This window comes from Baaleninema simplex PCC 7105 (genome assembly GCF_000332355.1).
Classification (GTDB): Bacteria; Cyanobacteriota; Cyanobacteriia; order Cyanobacteriales; family Geitlerinemataceae; genus Baaleninema; species Baaleninema simplex.
This window is the reverse complement of record NZ_KB235958.1, coordinates 3,625,561-3,643,393: the sequence shown is the minus strand read 5'-3', so window position 1 is coordinate 3,643,393 and position 17,833 is coordinate 3,625,561. Positions and strand designations below refer to the sequence as shown.

Below are 17,833 nucleotides of genomic sequence, written 5' to 3'. Positions count from 1 at the left end.
AAACCGATCCTCAGCCAATTTCAAACTTTCCCAACACCGATCCCGGATAGGGAACCCGAATCAACTGGTTCGCCATTGGAGAATCGAGCGACACCTTCGCCCCGTCCGGCCAATAAATTTCTAGGCGATCGACCCGTCGGTGCGATCCTAAACCGAAATGGGCGACCGGTTCCATCTGACAGAGATAGCCGCTTCCCGCGTCGATCGCCCGAACGTGACGTTCTCCCGCCACCGTCAACCGACAAACCGCCCCTCGGGCCGGTGCGCCGTAACGGGTTAACGGTAACACTCGCAACCATCCCGCATCCGTCAATTGCGGTCGATAGAGCGTCAGCGGTTGCGCCCCCGCTTCCCCGTGAGCGACGATCGACTCCAAACGGCCGTCGCCGTCGAAATCGCCCACCACCGCCCCCGTTCCGAAGCTGTCGGGTTCCCAAGCATCGCCGATATCTAGTTGTCGCCAAGCCCCATCCCGCAGCCCAAACAGACGGTTCGGCTCTCCTAAATTATTGAAAAAAATCTCTTCGATACCGTCGTTGTCGAAATCCGCCGCGACGACGCTGCGAACTCGGGACGATCGCGCCATTTCTTGGGGGGCGACGTTGCGAAACTGTCCCGTTGCACCCTGTAAAAATAAGCGGTGCGATCCTTCCCAGTTTCCGTAAACGATATCGAACTTGCTGTCTCCGTCGGCGTCGAGAACGGCGACACCGCGACCGTGTTTGTGAAGGTCTCGCAATCCCGCTGCTTCGGCTACTTCTTCATACGTTCCGTCGCCGCGATTGCAAAACAGTAAGTTGGCGCCGTCGTCCGTGGTGGCGAAAATATCCATGTAAGGCGTGACCAACGGAAGCGAGACTAAACCTCGGGCGCTCGAGAGGCGATCGAGTCCTACCTCGGGGGCGACGTCGGCCAGTTGTCCGTTTTCGTCGGCTTCGTACAGGCGCATCGGACCGGCGGCGTTCGCGACGAAAAACCCGTACCGACCGCGACCGATGCGATCGAGACCCACCGCAGCACAGGCGATCGTGGCGTTGAGGGCGTCTTGGTTTTCGGGACGAGAAAATAGATCGATCCATTTTCCGTCTTGAAACGATAACAATTGATGGCGGGCGTGGCGGTCTCCCTTGGGAGCGTGTCCGTTTAGGAGATAGAGTTCTTCTCGGCCGTCTCCGTCGAGGTCGGCGGCGATCGCACCGAGAGCGGCGTTGGCGACTTTAGCGATGGTGGTGTCGGCGATATCGATAAATTCCGTTCCGTTCCATTTCAGAACCAAATTTGGGCGTCCGAACCCCGCCACCACCACCTCGAACGCACCGTCTCCGTCAACGTCCGTTACTGTCATACCGTGGTGTCGCCGGACGGGATTGTCGCGCAGCAAGTGACTGTAATTCCTAAACATGGGCGCTTGACGGGTCGTGGTGGGGAGCTTTCTCAAATTTTAACGAATCTCTTAGGAAGAAACAGTCGCTCAAGCCCTTGCTATAGCGTCGATTGCTGCATCAGCGAACCCGTCGGTCGGCTTTAAGAGGAAGAGGGATCGCCGATGTTAAGTTCTCGTTTGGATTGTCTGAGCTGTTTCCACAAAGCTTTAATGGCATCGTACGCCTCTTGGGGTGAAATTTTGCCGCTCGTTTCTAAGTTACAAATGTAATTAACTCGCTGAGTGAATTCTTGTAGATTGGCGTTAAACACAACGTTTTCAGGCTTGAATTCGCCGTAATATCGCCCTCGGGGAAAAATAAAATTAGAGCGTTCGTCCATTATTGATTCCTCGATCGCACTATAATGACTTTGCAATTTTCATGTTTTAAATTCAATTTTTGAAATTGAGTATTTGAAATTTGCGGGATTCGATCGAGAGGGAACGAGAACGGGAGTTAGTAGGTTTACCGTCGTGACAACCTGTGAGTAACGTCGTTCGTACCCTATCCCCGCTCGAAACGTGACATCCTCTTTTAGTGTAACGAGTCTGGCTCGAACGATCGGGAAAATTCCAGAGGCGACCTTGGAAACTGAGGTGGGTAAAGTCGCCGAAACTCAACTTAGACAGGCGTTTAATTGATTCCAGATAGCGTTTAATTCATCGCCGACGGGATTCGGTCGTCCTTGACGCACCAGCAATTCTCCCCGTCGCAACGCTTCGACAACCGCTTGTTTGACAGACGTAGTGAACTACCACTCATCATCGCGAGGCGATTGATGAGTGGCTTCCAGCTTCACTGGGAATTGCCTCGGAAAGCGTCGAACGAATTCGACCTCCCTTTGGACTTACATTCCTTCCACTGGCAGAAGCCCCGGTTCCCGAGGCCCATATCCGCAAGCCTTCATTTTTAAGATTGATTGCCGCATTGATGTCGCGGTCGTGAATCTGCCCACATTGCGGACATTCAAACGATCGCACGTCGAGTCCCATCTTGGGGAGCGGCAACAGCGTTTCAGAGCAAAGGTGAGTGCTGGGGAAGAATCGATCGACTTCTAGATAGACCTTCCCTTCTCCCTCTGCCTTGTATTTGAGCAGGGTTGAAAACATACCCCAGCCCACATCGCTTATTGCCTTAGCGAGGCTGTGATTCCTGACCATGTTCTTCACGGCTAGATTTTCCACCACAATCACTTGGTTCTCATTGACTATCTTGCGGGATAGCTTGTGGAGAAAATCGGCTCGAGTGTTGGCAATTTTACTGTGAACTCGCGCCACGAGCCGCCTGGCTTTTTGGCGAGAGTTCGAGCCTTGTTGCTTCCTCGACAGTTTTCGCTGTTTGCGTTTGAGGTTACGCTCGTGCTTCTTGAGGTGACGGGGATTGTTGTATTTTTCACCGTCAGAAGTCACGGCAAAGTGTTTCAACCCTAAGTCGATGCCAATGGCTTTGCCATCGGCATTGGGTTCGGGTTTTTCCGAACCGTCGTCGATAAGGATTGAAGCGTGATACCGTCCATCAGGATTGCGACTGATAGTTACAGTTTTGATTTGCCCTTCAAACCAACGATGAACGCGACAGTACACCTCTCCGATTTTGGGAAGATGCAACCGATCTCCTTCGAGTCTGACGTTTTGCGGGTATTGAAGGGATTGCCGTTTGTGCTTACTTTTAAATCGTGGGTAACGAGCGCGTCCCTCAAAGAAGTTAACGAAGGCTCTCGAGAGGTTGAGTACCGAACTTTGCAGACATTGAGAATAAGTGTCTGAGAGCCACTCCAGTTCTCGCTTCCATTGCGGAAGCATCTTTTTGAGAGTTAACCCAGAGATGCCTTTCCCCGTTTGGCGGTAGGCTTCCGTCGTCAGTTGCAGAGAACGGTTCCACACAAAACGGCAGCAGCCAAAAGCTTTCGCCAGGGCAACTTCCTGCTCTCCCGTGGGATAAATTCTCAGCCTGACAACTTTCATTAGGTGAAACAAGCTTTGCACTAAGAGCAGCATAACAGATCGAACGGCTTGCCCGCAACCTTACCGCCGCGATTCATCTACGCTTCAATCGGAGATTAGAAACGTAGGATTCTCGCGGTTCAGGCTAAATGTGACACATCGTCCGTAGACTTATCGTCTACAAAATTACCAAAATTAGCTTCATGGATGAATCGAGACATCAGATCCTTCAAGCTTTTGGCAGCTTAGTCAAGCAGAAACGCATTCTTCGCCAGCTTTCTCAAGAAGAACTGGGCTTCCGGGCTAATTTAGATCGCACCTACATTTCCGGAGTCGAACGTGGTGTTAGAAATCCATCTCTTGTGGCTCTAGTTCAAATTGCGTCTGGACTGGAAATTACGGTTTCTGAACTTCTCGATTCTCTAGAAGCAGAGTCTCAAAATATTCAATAATCTCTTAAATGACTGGCAATTTAGTAGAAGAACTCAGAGCAACGTTTAAATCTAAGTCACTTCAACAACAAATATTTGATATCCTTTCCGATCGGAAATGGCACTGTCGAGTTTGCGAAGGTAAAAAAGTTAATACTGCCCAGTATGCTGGTGGTGGAGGAATACAAGGACTACAGAGAGGAACTAAAAAACGTCCTGGTTTAGTTATTAAATCAGAGATGCGACATTGTAAAATCTGTCAAGTAAAAACTCGTCACGATCGATGGACTGGGAGACTTCAACAATCTAATGCAGCAACCAATATTCCCAAAAAGCTTGCAAAAAAAATATTAAAATTTTACGATTATCGAGATGTAATTGAGCAAAGAAAGCGAGCTGAACATGAATTGGTTATCGATCATAAATTTCCTATGGAGCGATGGGGAGCGCCAGAAGATAATCTCAGCTCTGAAATGAGTGATGATGAAATTCAATCAAAATTTCAACTACTCAAAAAAGACAGTTCGGGCAACCACAATCTTCTGAAGTCTAGAAGCTGCGAACGGTGTATCAAAACAGAAAAACGAGGACAACCGTTTGGGATTGCGTTCTGGTATCAAGGGGGTGAAAATTGGGTATCTCCTCATCAAAGAGGTTCTGAAGCCGAAAAAGAATGTGTTGGTTGCGGTTGGTATGACTTTGAAGCTTGGAGAAAGGCTCTCAACACTCATCTCAACAGCGCTCGGGCATCTCGAGAAATTAATTCTGACTCAAACTCCAATGGCTGAAACCCTTGAAATCTAGTTGCCAATTTTCGATAGTAGGGGTGCATTTCACTATCTCACTTTTGCAATCGGAACCCTAACCATCCTCCTCTTGCTAAAGGGAGGTGCTGAGTGCTGAAGGCGGAGGGGTCGTTCTACAACATTGAGATGCACCTAATAGTAGAGCCTTTATCAATAAGCTTGAATTAGTCGAGGTGTCTGCTTTTAGATTCATTTATAGAGATTGAAAGTTTACGAAGATAGGGAAATAGAGACAACCCAATACACTCAGCGAGTCGAGGAGGAACAGCGTTGCCAATCTGCCACATTGCTTTTTTCATCGTTCCTTCAAATATAAAGTCGTCTGGAAAAGTTTGAAGTCTTGCCATTTCTCTAGCTGAAATGACTCGATTGAGATAAGGATGGATATGAGTTCCTCCGTGATTTTCCTTTACCGTCATGCTCGGTTTTCCTGAATACTGACGTTTAAAAGCATCAGCATAGGATTTATATAACGATCCGCCAGGAGGAACTTGGGCTATTCTTTCCATATATTGCGGTGAGTGTCGAGTCCATTCGTGATTAATCTCTGGAAGTGGATTGTATTCTGGTAAATCTGCAATTGCCGCTTCAATAGGAACGTATTCATTCGGTGTAAGTTGGGGCTGAGGAAACGGATTGGGAAACTCGAAGTGATTGGCGATAAATATGGCACGAGGACGAATCTGAGGAATTCCATATTCGGCAGATTCTAGAATTGCAACTGAAATCGTTGAATATCCAATGCTGTTAAATTTTTGGAAAATATCTTCTTTGACGAGACCTTTCTTCATCGTCAAAATTCCCGGTACATTTTCCATAACAACATACCAAGGTTGAAGTTCAGCTACAATTCGTATAAATTCCTGAAAGAGAAAATTTCGAGGGTCGTTCGGATCTCTTTTTCCAGCAACTGAAAATCCTTGGCAAGGCGGGCCGCCAACGACTACATGAATAGGAGGGGAACCAATCGCTTCGAGCCATGCTTTGGCCGACAGACTGTGTATATCTCCATTAAAATGGTGACAGTCGGGAAAGTTGCGCTGATGAGTAGCTGATGCGATCGGGCTGATTTCAGCACTCGCGATAGGCTTATAACCTGCCTGTTGCAAGCCTTGGGTCATTCCACCTGCACCACAGAACAGATCGATGAAATTATATTCAAAATTTCCTTTTTCGATCTGACTGATATCTATAAATAATTTATAGGGATCGTTATCATTTTTTTCGAGATCGCGCTTGATACGCTCGTAGCGTCCTAATTTTGGCTGCTTTTGTCTGGGCTTTTTTTCTTCGATCTCAAGTTGTGGGAAAAGGGAAAGCTGAATCGATTCCACGGGCTTTTGAAGACTAGATTAATGCGATCGTCAAGGTGACATATCGTCTACATTATATCAAAGGTTGACAGACTGAGGGGCCCGAGACTGCCTTTTCACAAGACGTTGTCTCTAGAAACCTATAGACAGCCAAAATAGAAAATGCCGAAACTCAACTTAGACAGGCGTTTAATTGATTCCAGATAGCGTTTAATTCATCGCCGACGGGATTCGGTCGTCCTTGACGCACCAGCAATTCTCCCCGTCGCAACGCTTCGACAACCGCTTGAGTCAGAGGAAGACGTCCGAGAACGACAATGTCGCGATCGCCACAAAAGGCTTCGATCTCTTCAGTCACCGTTAAATTGAGATCGAATTTGTTGATGATGACAAACGCCCGCACGCGGAACTGTTCGACCAATTGCACGACTCGTTTTAAGTCCGCCAACCCCGAAACGGTGGGTTCGGTGACGATTAACGCTGCGTCTGCACCTCGCACTGAGGCGATCGTCGGACAGCCAATTCCCGGCGAGCCGTCGACGATCGCCCACTCGCAACCGTACTCTTTCGCCACCTGCGCCGCGATACGCTTGATTTGTGTGACGAGTTTACCGGAGTTTTCCCCCCCAGCTTTCAATCTCCCGTGAACCATCAAGGCGCGATCGATTTCGGAAAAATAGAGGGTTCCGCTTTGTTGGGGAACCAGTTTCAACGCCCCCATAGGACATTTCACCACGCAGAGGTTACACCCTTCGCATTTGATGGGATCGATCGCCCCGTCTGCGGCGATGGCCTCGAACTCGCACAACACACGACACAAGCCGCAGTCAATGCAGCGATCGCTGTGGCGAACCACCACGTTTCCCCCGTAAAACGGTTTCTCTTCCAGAATTTTCGGGTTGAGGAGAATATGGAGGTTCGGGGCGTCTACGTCGCAATCGGCGAGAACGAACTGGTTGGCCAGGGCTGCGAGGTTGGCGGTCACGGTGGTTTTTCCCGTTCCACCTTTTCCACTGATAACGACGACTTCTTTCATGAGAACTTAACCGGGTGAGGCGATCGAATGCGATCGAACAGGTCTCGAAAACGCAGTTTCCAACTCGGATATCTTTCGACGAAGGGAATCCCGCGAGAGTAAAGTTCGGCAAAAGCGCGATCGAACGGAATCTTCAGTAAAATGGGAAGACCCCGCGCTCGAGCGTAGGCTTCGAGCGGTCGATCGGCCGCCCCTTCAGAGCGGTTGATAACGAGTCCCCAAGGCTTGTCGAACGGGGCGATCGCCTCGACGGTCATCTGTAAATCGTGCAAGCCAAACGGTGTCGGTTCGGCGACAAACAGACAAAAATCGCTGCTGGCGGCCACTTCCACCGCCGCACACGCAGTTCCTGGGGGAGCGTCGAGAACGGCAATTTTGCGTTCGTCGATATGCTGTATTAACGCCCGGATCGTAGGAACGGCGGATTCTTCCCCGACGTACAGCTCCCCTTGCCAAAATTCGATCCCCGAAACGTCGGTGTCCCACTGCAATACACCCACATCGCGATCGACTTCGGAAATCGCGTTCGCCGTACAAACCTGTTTGCACCCCCCGCAACTGTGACAGGCTTCGGGGTAAACGACGATACGGTTGCCCAACTTCGCGAGGGCGTTAAACTGGCAAAATCGAACGCAGGTTTGACACAACGCACATTTTTCGGCATTCACGACGGGAACCCGACGGCGAACGGGTTCGCTGCGATCGCCGAAATTCGGACGGACGAACAGACGCGCGTTCGGCTCTTCTACGTCCGCGTCGAACAGTTGCACCGTTCCTACGCTAGATAAAGAAAGAGCGAAATTCGTGGCGACAGTGGTTTTACCGGCTCCCCCTTTACCACTGAGTACGGCAATTTTCATCACCCCATAACCTCATCGAAAATTTTGGGTTTGAAACCCCGCCCCCTTCGACTTGGCTCAGGGCAAGCCTTCGACTTAGCTCACTTCGACAAGCTCACTTCGACAAGCTCACTTCGACAAGCTCAGTGCAAGCAGTGCAAGCAGTGCGAGCAGGGCAAGCCTTCTAGGGCGGCTTTACAGTACAATGGACGTGAATGGTTAAACTGGCTAACGAAACCCAAGTTAGTAAGTTTGCCTAAAACTCCAATTGAATTGGAATTTTGGCGGTGGGACACACCGTTACAGCCTGTGAAGCGAGTGTAAGACTTGAAGGATCTCGATCCGGAGAGCAACTGCGAAAAACTCGAGAGAGAAGGAAGCAGGAACCCAAATCGCGAGGTTTGGGAATCACCGTCCTTCCAGGGCGGTGAGGATGTCAACAATGCTGATGTCCGCAACCTTCAGGGGAAAATTCGCTCAGTTGTCCGGCTTGAAAGGCTGCGATCGCGCTTTCGAGTGTATCTCCCGTAAATTCAAACGCCGTGATTCCAGCATCTTTCAAGGCTCGAACGGCTTTGGGTCCCAAACGCGGAACGACGACCGCCTCGACGCCTGCATCGGCCACGGCTTGCACGGCTTTGATTCCGGCTCCGCTACCGTCTTGTCGAGCTGGATTCTCAATAAATTCAATGCCTCTATCGTCGAGTTCCACGATGGCAAAATAGTCCGACCGTCCGAAGCTCTCCCCCAGTGCGGCATTCTCTCCTTCGTGACTGGCGACGGGAACGGCGATTTTCATGGCTACCTATACCTTTTATTCGTTATTCTGTTTTATTACTATAAAGTTATTTAAAATAAATGTCAATAAAATAAGGCGCGATGGGTTCACGCGATCGCACCCGGTCGACCTCCTCACCGCCCTGGAGGGACGGGGTTTTAGACCCAAGTTTTTCGATAAAGTCTCACAAAACCAGCGACAGGCGAGGGTCGAATTCTCTCGTCACCTCGATGCCGGTCGCAAAATGCCGAACACCGACGTATAACCGTGGAGGAAGGTATTACCACCGACGGGGCCGATTTCACCGTTGCAGAAAAAACCGCTGAGGGGAACGCCATCGAGATAGCGGTGGAACAGGCGAGAATCGAAGTTAGCTTCGCCGTAGAGTCCCTCGCCTCGTCCGAGACAGGAAAACATCAACGCACCGAAAGGACGAGCGGTCGAACCCGCGTCGCGACAATACTTCTCAAGCAAAGCTTCTAAATCTTCAGCGGAGGTTTTAGCGTCCCGAAGGTGAAACTGCACCCGCTGACCCGGACGCACGCGATCGCCGATCGCGACAGCCCCCGCTTGGGGATCGACACCGATGAGATTGCGAATCAGAAAATCTCCCGGTTCGAGGGTTTGTTTGAATTCATCGCTGACGACGCCGATAAACAGCGAATTTTGGGCCAGTTCGCGATCGGCTTCGCTCAGTTCGACGATCGAATCCCGTAAAACCTCCAGCGGCGGACGTGCCGATTCCGTTGCGCCGAGTTCGTCGAGCGCTAAAATGATGTTTCGTTCCCCCTCGGCGATGCGGTAGGGTTTCCCGATGGGACGACATCCCTGAGCGACAATGCTATCGAGAGTAATATTGCCAGAGAGAGCGACGCCAACCGCCCCTTCTCGAACGGCGCGATCGTTAAAGAACAAGTTCGCCCCTCGAATACCGGGACTGCTCGAGAGTCCTCCGACTTTCGAGGCAGTTGGATAAGCGTAGTCGAGTCCTTGCAGTAAATCGTTAATTCGCGACATGAACGGATCGGCTAACACGATAAACAGTGGGTCGGACTCGGGGGAAACCCCAACGGCTTCGATCCAACGTTCGGGGGGACTGTCGAGATCGGGGAGTTCGTCAGATGGAAGAAAAAAGCTCCGAACTTCGACGTCGGGCAAGCTCACGAGCGTCAAACTTAAGGCAATGCCCCCTTCAATTTCGACAGTACTGGCATCGGTTGGCGTACTCCCGACGATACCGCCCCCCCCACATCCGATCAGCGTAGGAACGTCTAAGCGTTCGCGCAGCAAGGGCATCAAACGGGGATATTCGCTGGCAAAGGCCGAGGAAATAAATACCAATCCTAAATCCGGCGGTTCGGATAACGCCTGTTGTGCGGCGTCTGCGGCCTCTTGCACTGCGGCTTCGAGCGAGGGGCGCGTCGATAAAGCGTTAACCCACTCCATAGGCTAGTCCTTGCAATCGCTAGTGGTTGTTCGAGTTGGTCGAAGAAACCTCGATCGCCATCGACCGTCAGTCCCTCTTCGATCGGCCCGTCGGCGGTGTCAAATCTTAAAAATATAGATCGGGATACGCCACGGGAGAGTGATGTCCAGTAAGAGTAATGGTATAGAACCGTTCGTTCTCTAGCAACGATGTACGGGTACGGGTAGGCGAACCGCCTGCTAGGAAAAGATTCCCTATACTGAATAGGGTGAACAGATCGACGAAGAGTAGATCCAATAGGAGACTATGAACGACATTCAAAAACAGATCGAACAAGAACGCGAGGCGGCTCGGGCTGTCTGCGATACCAGTGGTGCTACGTCTCAAGATTGTGCGGCAGCCTGGGATGCTGTCGAAGAATTGCAAGCCGAAGCAGCTCACCAAAAGCAAAAGCCGCAAAAAACCTCGTTTGATACCTACTGCGAGGACAACCCCGATGCTGCTGAATGCCGGGTTTACGACGATTAATCCGCTTTGACAATCGAGTATTGCGGGCGAAGCGGCGAGGAGTTCCCTCGCCGCTTGTTGTTGGCATCTGCTATCGTAGGGATGTCTAAATTTTTGTACGCTATTTAAACTTCGGCATTTAAACCGCTCTCTTCAAGAGTCTGTATTCAAAATCTGGCTTCGGTTCTCGTTCGCCCACCCTCTTTTGTTCGACTATGGAGATCGACGCTCACAAACCGCTTGGAGTCCGTTGGAACGCAATTTACGGAGTCGGCCTCGCTGTCACCACGGCGATTTCTGTGTTGGCAGCGGTGGCAGCCGATCGCTCTGAGGAAACGACGACGTTTCGACCGGCTTGTACTCGTATTATCGATGCTGAGACGACTTTAACCTTAGATCGCTTGCAAGCGCTACACGGGAGCGAAGACCCCGATGCGACGACCGTTCGGCAACAGTTGGGGTCTCCTTATTGCCTGTTACCGAAAGTCGCCCTGCGCGACGGCGTTCTGACCGAGCGAGAGTTGTACCGCACGACTGAGGGGGCTTTCGCGGTGGTGGCTTACGAGGGCGATCGCTATATCGGATACAGTCTCGAAGCTTCGGATCGACCGGGCGTCCGCTGGATGCCCGATCCGCCAACGTTCGAGACGCCTATCGTCTCTGAGGTGACTGTCGCCTCCGATGTTTCGATCGCTGCTGGCGACGAAATTGCCGAACGCCGCGTGGTCGCGGCTTTTGGAGAACTTTCGTTACGCACGAGCGGGAAAGTGTTTGCGCCCTTTGACGGGTGGGCGAACGGTCAGCTCGTGTTTGTCACCGACGGAACGCTGCGATCGATGCCATCGGACTGTACTGTGTTTTCTAGTCCCCAAATTCCGAATTACCTCCTCAGACTTTGCGGTTTGGGTCGCCGTCATCTCGGATATCGACGCCTCGGCGAAGCTTTGGGACGAGCTGACGGGTATCTCCACGTGACGCTGCTGACCTATCGTACAGAGGAATCTGGCGATCTCTGGGTGTACGTTCCGCCAGCGGCCTCTCTCGTGCAACACCTCTTCGATCCTTACCCGTCCCACGCGACTCGTCGTCCTTGAGATGGCATTCCTTTGAGGAAAAAATCGGGGTACATCTCAAAAATGTAAATTCATCGAATTGGGCGCACTCAATTTCCAGATCCCCGGCATCTCCAAGATGCCGGGGATCTTATACCGGAAGTGCTAATCGGGAATTTTGCCACCCAAAACTGATGTTTTTGCAAAAGTGAGATGCACCCAAAAATCGCGTCGGGCGATCGCTCGATTTAAGTAATATTCGGCTGCGATCGCCGACAATACAGCATTTTACAGTTTAATGCGGAATTCGTTGCCGATAAGCTGGGTTTCAAGAAGTCTTCACCACATTCCCCCTTCGCCCCCCTTTGAAAGGGGGGTTGGGGGGGGTAGGGTTTGGCAAAACCGCTATTTGAGATTTGGATTCCGTATAAAAACGCTGTTTTTCGACTATTGTGCCGACTTTTTCTCGCTTTCTGCCTCAAACTTGACCGATTTGACAACCTTGTCGCTCTGTTTAACACAGACGACCGGACACCTCGAAAAATTGAGTCTGGCTGAAACTCCAATGGCTGAAACCTTTGAAATCTCGTTCGACATTCTCGATAGTAGAGCCTATAGCAACCCTAAATCAGTTGTGTAACAAAATTGAGACAAAAAGGGAATCGGGAACGGGGAACGGGGAACGGGGAATCAGATTTTTTCTGGTGTTTTAATGTTTGACGACTCATTTGGGACTGCTATATTTCTTCAATAAGCTCGAATTAATTGAGATGCCAGACTGATACAGTAAAACTTATCGCTTTGTTTACATTTAAAAATAAACAACAAACGCTTTACTTAAAGGAATGGAAATATTAAAAAAAAATAAAATTGCAAACCTTATTTTACAATACTTGAAGAGCAATGAATCCAAGAATTAATGACAATTAACATTTTATTATCGATCGGGATTATTTTAGCGGTACTTAAACAAATTTCAAGCCCAAACCAAGCCAAAACGCGCTTTGTGAGCGGCAAACAGGTCTCGATTCTCGTTCAGCCATGCCACAAAACGAAAAGACATGGCTGTCCGAAAAGCCTCTAAAGCATCTACAAAAGTTTCCAAAGGTTGGTTCGCCCACTTCCTTCGTAAACCGCCCGTCAACTTATGCCAAAGGATAAAAGTGTAGGCACAAAATACCAAAATTAAATGCCGCTGTAAACTCTTCAAACCTCTCGCCTGGCATTCCCTCCAACCCAACCATCCTTTGGCTTCCCGATAGAAGACTTCTACCCAGTTTCGCCCTGAGTAAGTGTTCACGACCCATTCGGCAGTCACTTTTTCGGAGTCTTCATTCGTGATAAAATAATCAATTTCTGTCGCGTCCGCATAAGAACTTGCATTCATGACGATAGCAAAGGTTCTTTCTCCTTGTAGACGTGACAGCTCTGCCGTACCCGTCGCCACCCACAGGGTTTTGGGCTTGTTTAAATTTAGAGAAACTGACGTAAAGTCCTCTTCTGGTAAGCTTTTGGCATATTCATCAAGGCGAATCTTTTGCCAATTTTCTCCCGATTGATTCAGCCAGATTTTCCGATTTTTGGCGACGGCTCCTAGATACTTCAGTCGGCGAGATTCGAGTCCCTTTAAAAAATTTGTGTTGTTACCATAGCCGGCATCCATGAGGACGATTCCCGGTCGATACCCTCTCTTTAAACTCCGGTCAATTAATTCTAAGGCGATTTCGGGTTTCTTTTTGAAAGAGGGATCTTTCTTGCCTGAGGGTAAGGAACTGGCTGGCTGATAGATTTCTACATCCAGAGGTCAAATTTTTTTTTGCCATCATAGAGATGGGTCGTTACCGCCACGATTCCGTTGTCGAGCTTGCCGATTTCTCCGATGTACTGTCTTCCCACACCTGCGGTGAAGTTGCCGCTTTTTCGATGTCCTGTATCATCGAGCAGCAAGGCAAATCCCCGACCCACTCGGGTTTGATGGCAGGAGTCCACCACCTTTAAACGACGTTCGTTAATACGCTTCTCCTCCCAAGGGGATTCCGTTATAAAATGATGTAAGCGGTTGTAAACCACTCCCACCGAGTCGTTTGCCATCTGAGTTATGTTTTTTCGCTGGCTTTCCCCGAGTAATCCTCCCAAATAGTGTCTAAACCCCTTTTTTGTGCTTGGGTTTTGAAGTCGGGGTCGAAACGCTTGCACCACTTCTCAAAGCAGGGTGGCATAGCGGCTGGGGTGGTCTCTCTCATGGGGACACTCTCCACCTTAAATCCTTGTCAGTCAAGGGTTTTGCTTTTATTTTACCTTTTTTACCGTTTAAGTCCCGTTAGTGCAAAATTTCACAAAAAATCAAAAGTGTAACAAGTTTTTACAAGTCTTCCTTCAGTGCAAATAAACCGTAAAACCCTTGGAAAATGACAGTTCTGGAAGATCGTAAAAAAACATTAAAAAGAGAACAATATAAAAAATAAAGTCGATAAGATAAGAAATTGAAAGCAAGTAGAGCGGGATGAAAAAATATGGTTATCAGCGCTCCCAGTATTCAATCTGGCGTTCCTAAAAGCGAAAGCTTTGTCCTGTGGTTTGAAGAAGTCGGAATCGCCGACGTTCCTCTAGTTGGAGGAAAAAACGCCTCTCTCGGTGAAATGATCCAGCAGTTGGCGTCAAAGGGCGTCAGCGTGCCGACGGGATTTGCCACCACAGCCTACGCCTATCGCTACTTCGTTGAAAAAGCCGGACTCGAAACCAAACTTCGCAAGCTGTTTTCCGATCTCGACGTGGAAGATATGCAAAACTTGCGAGATCGCGGCAAACAAGCCCGAGCTTTAGTTCTCAACACCCCGTTTCCGAAAGAACTCGAAGTGGCGATCGCGACCGCCTACTTCAAGCTTTGCGAACGCTACGGCGCAGATACGGAATTTTGCGAACGGTTCGATCCCGAATACCGTCAAGCCTGCAAAGAATACAGCTACGACACCGACGTTGCCGTGCGATCGAGCGCCACGGCTGAAGACTTACCCGACGCGAGTTTTGCCGGACAACAAGAAACCTATCTCAACGTCCACGGTGCTAAATCGGTTCTCGAAGCCTGCCACCGTTGTTTCGCATCGATCTTCACCGATCGCGCCATTTCCTACCGCACCATTAAAGGCTTCGATCACTTCGACGTTGCCTTGTCCGTAGGCGTCCAAAAAATGGTACGTTCCGACCTGGCCGCCTCGGGCGTCATGTTCTCCATCGACACCGAAACCGGCTTCAAAAACGCCGCGTTGATCACCTCCGCTTATGGCTTAGGTGAAAACGTGGTGCAAGGTGCCGTCAACCCCGACGAATACTTCGTCTTCAAACCCACCTTGCAACAAGGCTTCCGTCCGATTCTCGAAAAACGCCTCGGTTCCAAAGAACTGAAAATGGTCTACGACATCGGCGGCGGCAAACTGACGAAAAACGTCCCCGTTGCCGAACCCGATCGCCAAAAATTCGCTATCACCGACGATGAAGTGCTGACCCTGGCGAAATGGGCTTGCATTATCGAAGACCACTACAGCGAAGTGCGGGGAAGTTACACCCCGATGGATATCGAGTGGGCGAAAGACGGACAAACTGGCGAACTGTTTATCGTTCAAGCCCGTCCCGAAACCGTCCAATCCCAGAAAGCCGGAAACGTCCTCAAACACTACAAACTGCAAGGCACCAGTAACGTTATCGTGTCCGGTCGCGCCGTTGGCGAAGCCATCGGACAAGGCAAAGCCCGCGTCATCCTCGACGTTCACAAAATCGACCAGTTCCAAGCCGGTGAAGTTCTCGTCACCAACAAGACCGACCCGGATTGGGAACCGATCATGAAAAAAGCCAGCGCGATCGTCACCAACGCGGGCGGACGCACCTGTCACGCCGCCATTATCGCGCGGGAAATGGGCATTCCGGCGATCGTCGGTTGCGGCAAAGCCACCGGAACCCTGACCACCGGACAAGATGTCACCGTCTCTTGCTGCGAAGGGGAAGAAGGAAAAGTCTACTCCGGCTTAGTTCCCTTTGAAATCGAAGAAACCGTTCTCGACAACCTGCCTACTACCAAGACGAAAATCTTGATGAACGTGGGCAACCCGGAAGAAGCTTTCGGTCTGTCTTCGATTCCCTGCGACGGCGTGGGTTTGGCGCGGTTCGAGTTCATTATCGCCAACCACATCAAAGCTCACCCCCTGGCATTACTCCACTTCGACGAACTCGAAGACGAAAGCGTCAAACGGGAAATCGCCGAACTGACTGCTGAGTACGAGAACAAACCCGATTTCTTCGTCGATAAACTCGCCCACGGCATCGGCACCATCGCCGCCGCGTTCTATCCGAACCCGGTAGTCGTGCGGATGTCCGACTTCAAGAGCAACGAGTACGCCAACCTCCTCGGCGGCAAACAGTTCGAGCCGAAGGAAGAAAACCCGATGATCGGGTGGCGCGGTGCGTCTCGTTACTACGATCCTAAATACGCCGCTGCCTACGGTTTGGAATGCAAAGCCTTGAAACGGGTTCGCGACGACATGGGACTGACGAACGTGATTCCCATGATTCCTTTCTGCCGCACTCCCGAGGAAGGGCGTAAAGTGCTGGCGGAAATGGAAAAATACGGTCTCAAACGGGGCGAAAACGACTTGCAAGTGTACGTGATGTGCGAGATTCCCAGTAATGTGATTCTCGCCGACCAGTACAGTGAAGTCTTCGACGGATTTTCCATCGGATCGAACGACTTGACGCAGTTGACCCTCGGATTAGACCGCGACTCGGCGCTGGTGGCGCACATCTTCGACGAACGCAACGAAGGTGTCAAACAAATGGTGCGGATGGTCATCGAACGGGCGAAAGCCAACGGTCGCAAGATCGGAATTTGCGGTCAAGCCCCGAGCGACTATCCCGAATTCGCCCGTTTCTTGGTGGAATTGGGTATCGATTCGATCAGTTTGAACCCCGATTCGGTTCTCAAGACCCTGCTCGATATTGCCGAGTTTGAGTCGAAGCATTGACATCCTCTCCCAGCAACCCTAATGGGTATGCTGGGAGATTCCTTGGGTCGCCCCAAAGATTTCCTGCTTCACAGCCCGCCAGCTAGACTGAGTGACCTCAGCCCCCGCCGCTTTGACTCCACAGGCATTTTCAATTCCCCGTTGCCCACGGGTACAAATGACTTGTGCTGCGGCAACATCCCTAGGTTTAGTTGACCCACATTCCGGGCATTGATGGACTCGCACGCTGAGAGCTTTGCGAACTTGGGTGCCACAATCTGGGCATTCCTGGGACGTGCCACGGGCATCGACTTTCTCGTAATACACATCGCGCTTCCAGCACACCCAGGGAAGGATCTGATTCACAAATTGTCCCAGCCCAGCATCTAGGGTGTGCTTGCCCAACATCCCTTTGGCCATGATACGGAAGTCGAGATCTTCGACAAAAATCATCCCTGCACCATCACAGAGGTGATGAGCCAGCTTGAAATGCCAGTCTTTTCGCGTATCGGCAATTCGTTGATGGACTCTGGCAATTTTCTTCTGAAGCTTTAGCCAGTTAGCAGAACCCTTTTGCTTATTCTTCAATCTGCGTTGTAGTGATTTCAACTTACGGTGCAGCTTCTCGAAAAAGCGAGGACGCTTGACCTGCTCTCCGTCAGAACTTGACAGGAAATACTCTAGGCCAACATCAATCCCTACCGGATGTCCGTGAGGCATCACATCGGGAACTTCGACATCAGCCTGAAAGCTCAACAGGACAAAATAACCCGATGCCTTGCGAACGATACGAGCCTGCTTGACCTGAAAAATCTCCGGGATGCGGCGTGACCAGCGAACTTCGAGCCAACCCAGTTGGGGAAGCTTAATCCCCCCAACCCCCCTTACTAAGGGGGGCGAAGGGGGGATGCAGTTTTTGAGCATCTGGGGAAAAACGAACGACCGCATTCGATTCGGCTTCTTGAACCGAGGCAATCCCGAACGCTTTAATCGCCACGATTCCCAAGCACCATCTAGCTTCCTCAAAACCTGCTGCAAAACCTGAGCGTTGACGGTCTTTAATGCCGGGTATTCAGCCTTAGCTGCCGTCAACCGTTTGGCTTGGACATGGTAACTGGGGAATGGTTCGTCCGCAAGCAGAATATATTCCTGCACGATAGAACACGCATTCACGGGAGACTTGCGAGACTTTAGCCAGTCTTTGCGTTCCCGCAGCGCAAAGTTCCAGACATGGCGGCACACATCAAGAATGTGCTCGATCTCTGAAACTTATACAGAATCTACTCT

13 protein-coding genes and 2 pseudogenes are annotated in these 17,833 nt (G+C 50.5%); 5 read left to right on the top strand and 10 right to left on the bottom strand.

Annotated elements, in window-relative coordinates; all coding sequences use genetic code 11:
- Nucleotides 1-10: 10 nt before the first annotated feature.
- The 3 genes from GEI7105_RS0118580 to GEI7105_RS0118570 form a co-directional block, all read right to left on the bottom strand.
- Nucleotides 11-1,402: a CRTAC1 family protein gene (locus GEI7105_RS0118580; protein WP_026097770.1), complete on the bottom strand. Its 1,392-nt coding sequence runs from the start codon at nt 1,400-1,402 to the stop codon at nt 11-13.
- 122 nt (nt 1,403-1,524) lie between these two features.
- Complete coding sequence (locus GEI7105_RS0118575; RefSeq protein WP_017661932.1) at nt 1,525-1,764, bottom strand: DUF7219 family protein; 240 nt, start codon at nt 1,762-1,764, stop codon at nt 1,525-1,527.
- A gap of 421 nt (nt 1,765-2,185) precedes the next feature.
- Nucleotides 2,186-3,388, bottom strand: a complete 1,203-nt coding sequence (locus GEI7105_RS0118570) for an RNA-guided endonuclease InsQ/TnpB family protein (protein WP_026097769.1) — start codon at nt 3,386-3,388, stop codon at nt 2,186-2,188.
- A 182-nt stretch (nt 3,389-3,570) separates the two neighbouring features.
- Between GEI7105_RS0118570 and GEI7105_RS0118565 the strand changes: the two genes are divergently transcribed.
- Together GEI7105_RS0118565 and GEI7105_RS35185 are read left to right on the top strand one after the other, a co-directional pair.
- Complete coding sequence (locus GEI7105_RS0118565) at nt 3,571-3,819, top strand: helix-turn-helix domain-containing protein (protein WP_017661930.1); 249 nt, start codon at nt 3,571-3,573, stop codon at nt 3,817-3,819.
- 8 nt (nt 3,820-3,827) lie between these two features.
- On the top strand, nt 3,828-4,586 hold the full coding sequence (locus tag GEI7105_RS35185; protein WP_071592034.1) for a restriction endonuclease: 759 nt from the start codon (nt 3,828-3,830) through the stop codon (nt 4,584-4,586).
- Nucleotides 4,587-4,768: 182 nt separating this feature from the next.
- On the opposite strand, the gene GEI7105_RS0118550 is transcribed toward GEI7105_RS35185, so the two are convergent.
- The 5 genes from GEI7105_RS0118550 to GEI7105_RS0118530 all read right to left on the bottom strand — a co-directional run bounded on the left by GEI7105_RS0118550 (nt 4,769) and on the right by GEI7105_RS0118530 (nt 10,016).
- On the bottom strand, nt 4,769-5,938 hold the full coding sequence (locus tag GEI7105_RS0118550; RefSeq protein WP_017661927.1) for a DNA cytosine methyltransferase: 1,170 nt from the start codon (nt 5,936-5,938) through the stop codon (nt 4,769-4,771).
- Between the two features lie 151 nt (nt 5,939-6,089).
- On the bottom strand, nt 6,090-6,953 hold the full coding sequence (locus GEI7105_RS0118545; protein ID WP_017661926.1) for an ATP-binding protein: 864 nt from the start codon (nt 6,951-6,953) through the stop codon (nt 6,090-6,092).
- On the bottom strand, nt 6,950-7,813 hold the full coding sequence (locus tag GEI7105_RS0118540; protein WP_017661925.1) for a nucleotide-binding protein: 864 nt from the start codon (nt 7,811-7,813) through the stop codon (nt 6,950-6,952). Before GEI7105_RS0118540 ends, GEI7105_RS0118545 begins: the two co-directional genes overlap by 4 nt.
- Nucleotides 7,814-8,228: 415 nt before the next feature.
- A complete protein-coding gene (locus GEI7105_RS0118535; protein ID WP_017661924.1) occupies nt 8,229-8,591 on the bottom strand; it encodes a NifB/NifX family molybdenum-iron cluster-binding protein in 363 nt (120 codons plus the stop codon).
- A gap of 201 nt (nt 8,592-8,792) precedes the next feature.
- The gene (locus tag GEI7105_RS0118530; RefSeq protein WP_017661923.1) at nt 8,793-10,016 is read right to left on the bottom strand and encodes an FIST signal transduction protein; all 1,224 of its coding nucleotides are present in this window, start codon (nt 10,014-10,016) and stop codon (nt 8,793-8,795) included.
- Between the two features lie 286 nt (nt 10,017-10,302).
- Here GEI7105_RS0118530 and GEI7105_RS0118520 point away from each other — a divergent pair, with 286 nt between their 5' ends.
- Together GEI7105_RS0118520 and GEI7105_RS33675 are read left to right on the top strand one after the other, a co-directional pair.
- Nucleotides 10,303-10,524 carry a Calvin cycle protein CP12 gene (locus GEI7105_RS0118520; protein ID WP_017661922.1) on the top strand — a complete coding sequence of 74 codons (222 nt, stop codon included), beginning with the start codon at nt 10,303-10,305 and terminating at the stop codon, nt 10,522-10,524.
- A gap of 194 nt (nt 10,525-10,718) precedes the next feature.
- Nucleotides 10,719-11,597: a hypothetical protein gene (locus GEI7105_RS33675; RefSeq protein ID WP_017661921.1), complete on the top strand. Its 879-nt coding sequence runs from the start codon at nt 10,719-10,721 to the stop codon at nt 11,595-11,597.
- Nucleotides 11,598-12,531: 934 nt separating this feature from the next.
- Here GEI7105_RS33675 and GEI7105_RS31235 read toward each other — a convergent pair.
- Nucleotides 12,532-13,798, bottom strand: a pseudogene (locus GEI7105_RS31235) (IS701 family transposase).
- Nucleotides 13,799-14,068: 270 nt separating this feature from the next.
- Here GEI7105_RS31235 and ppsA point away from each other — a divergent pair.
- Nucleotides 14,069-16,567, top strand: coding sequence for a phosphoenolpyruvate synthase (ppsA, locus tag GEI7105_RS0118500; protein ID WP_017661919.1), 2,499 nt, complete (start codon nt 14,069-14,071; stop codon nt 16,565-16,567).
- Here the strand turns inward: ppsA and GEI7105_RS31230 are convergent.
- Nucleotides 16,524-17,806 (bottom strand): annotated as a pseudogene (locus tag GEI7105_RS31230) (RNA-guided endonuclease InsQ/TnpB family protein). The gene ppsA and the pseudogene GEI7105_RS31230 sit on opposite strands and share 44 nt — an antisense overlap.
- Between the last annotated feature and the right edge of the window lie 27 nt (nt 17,807-17,833).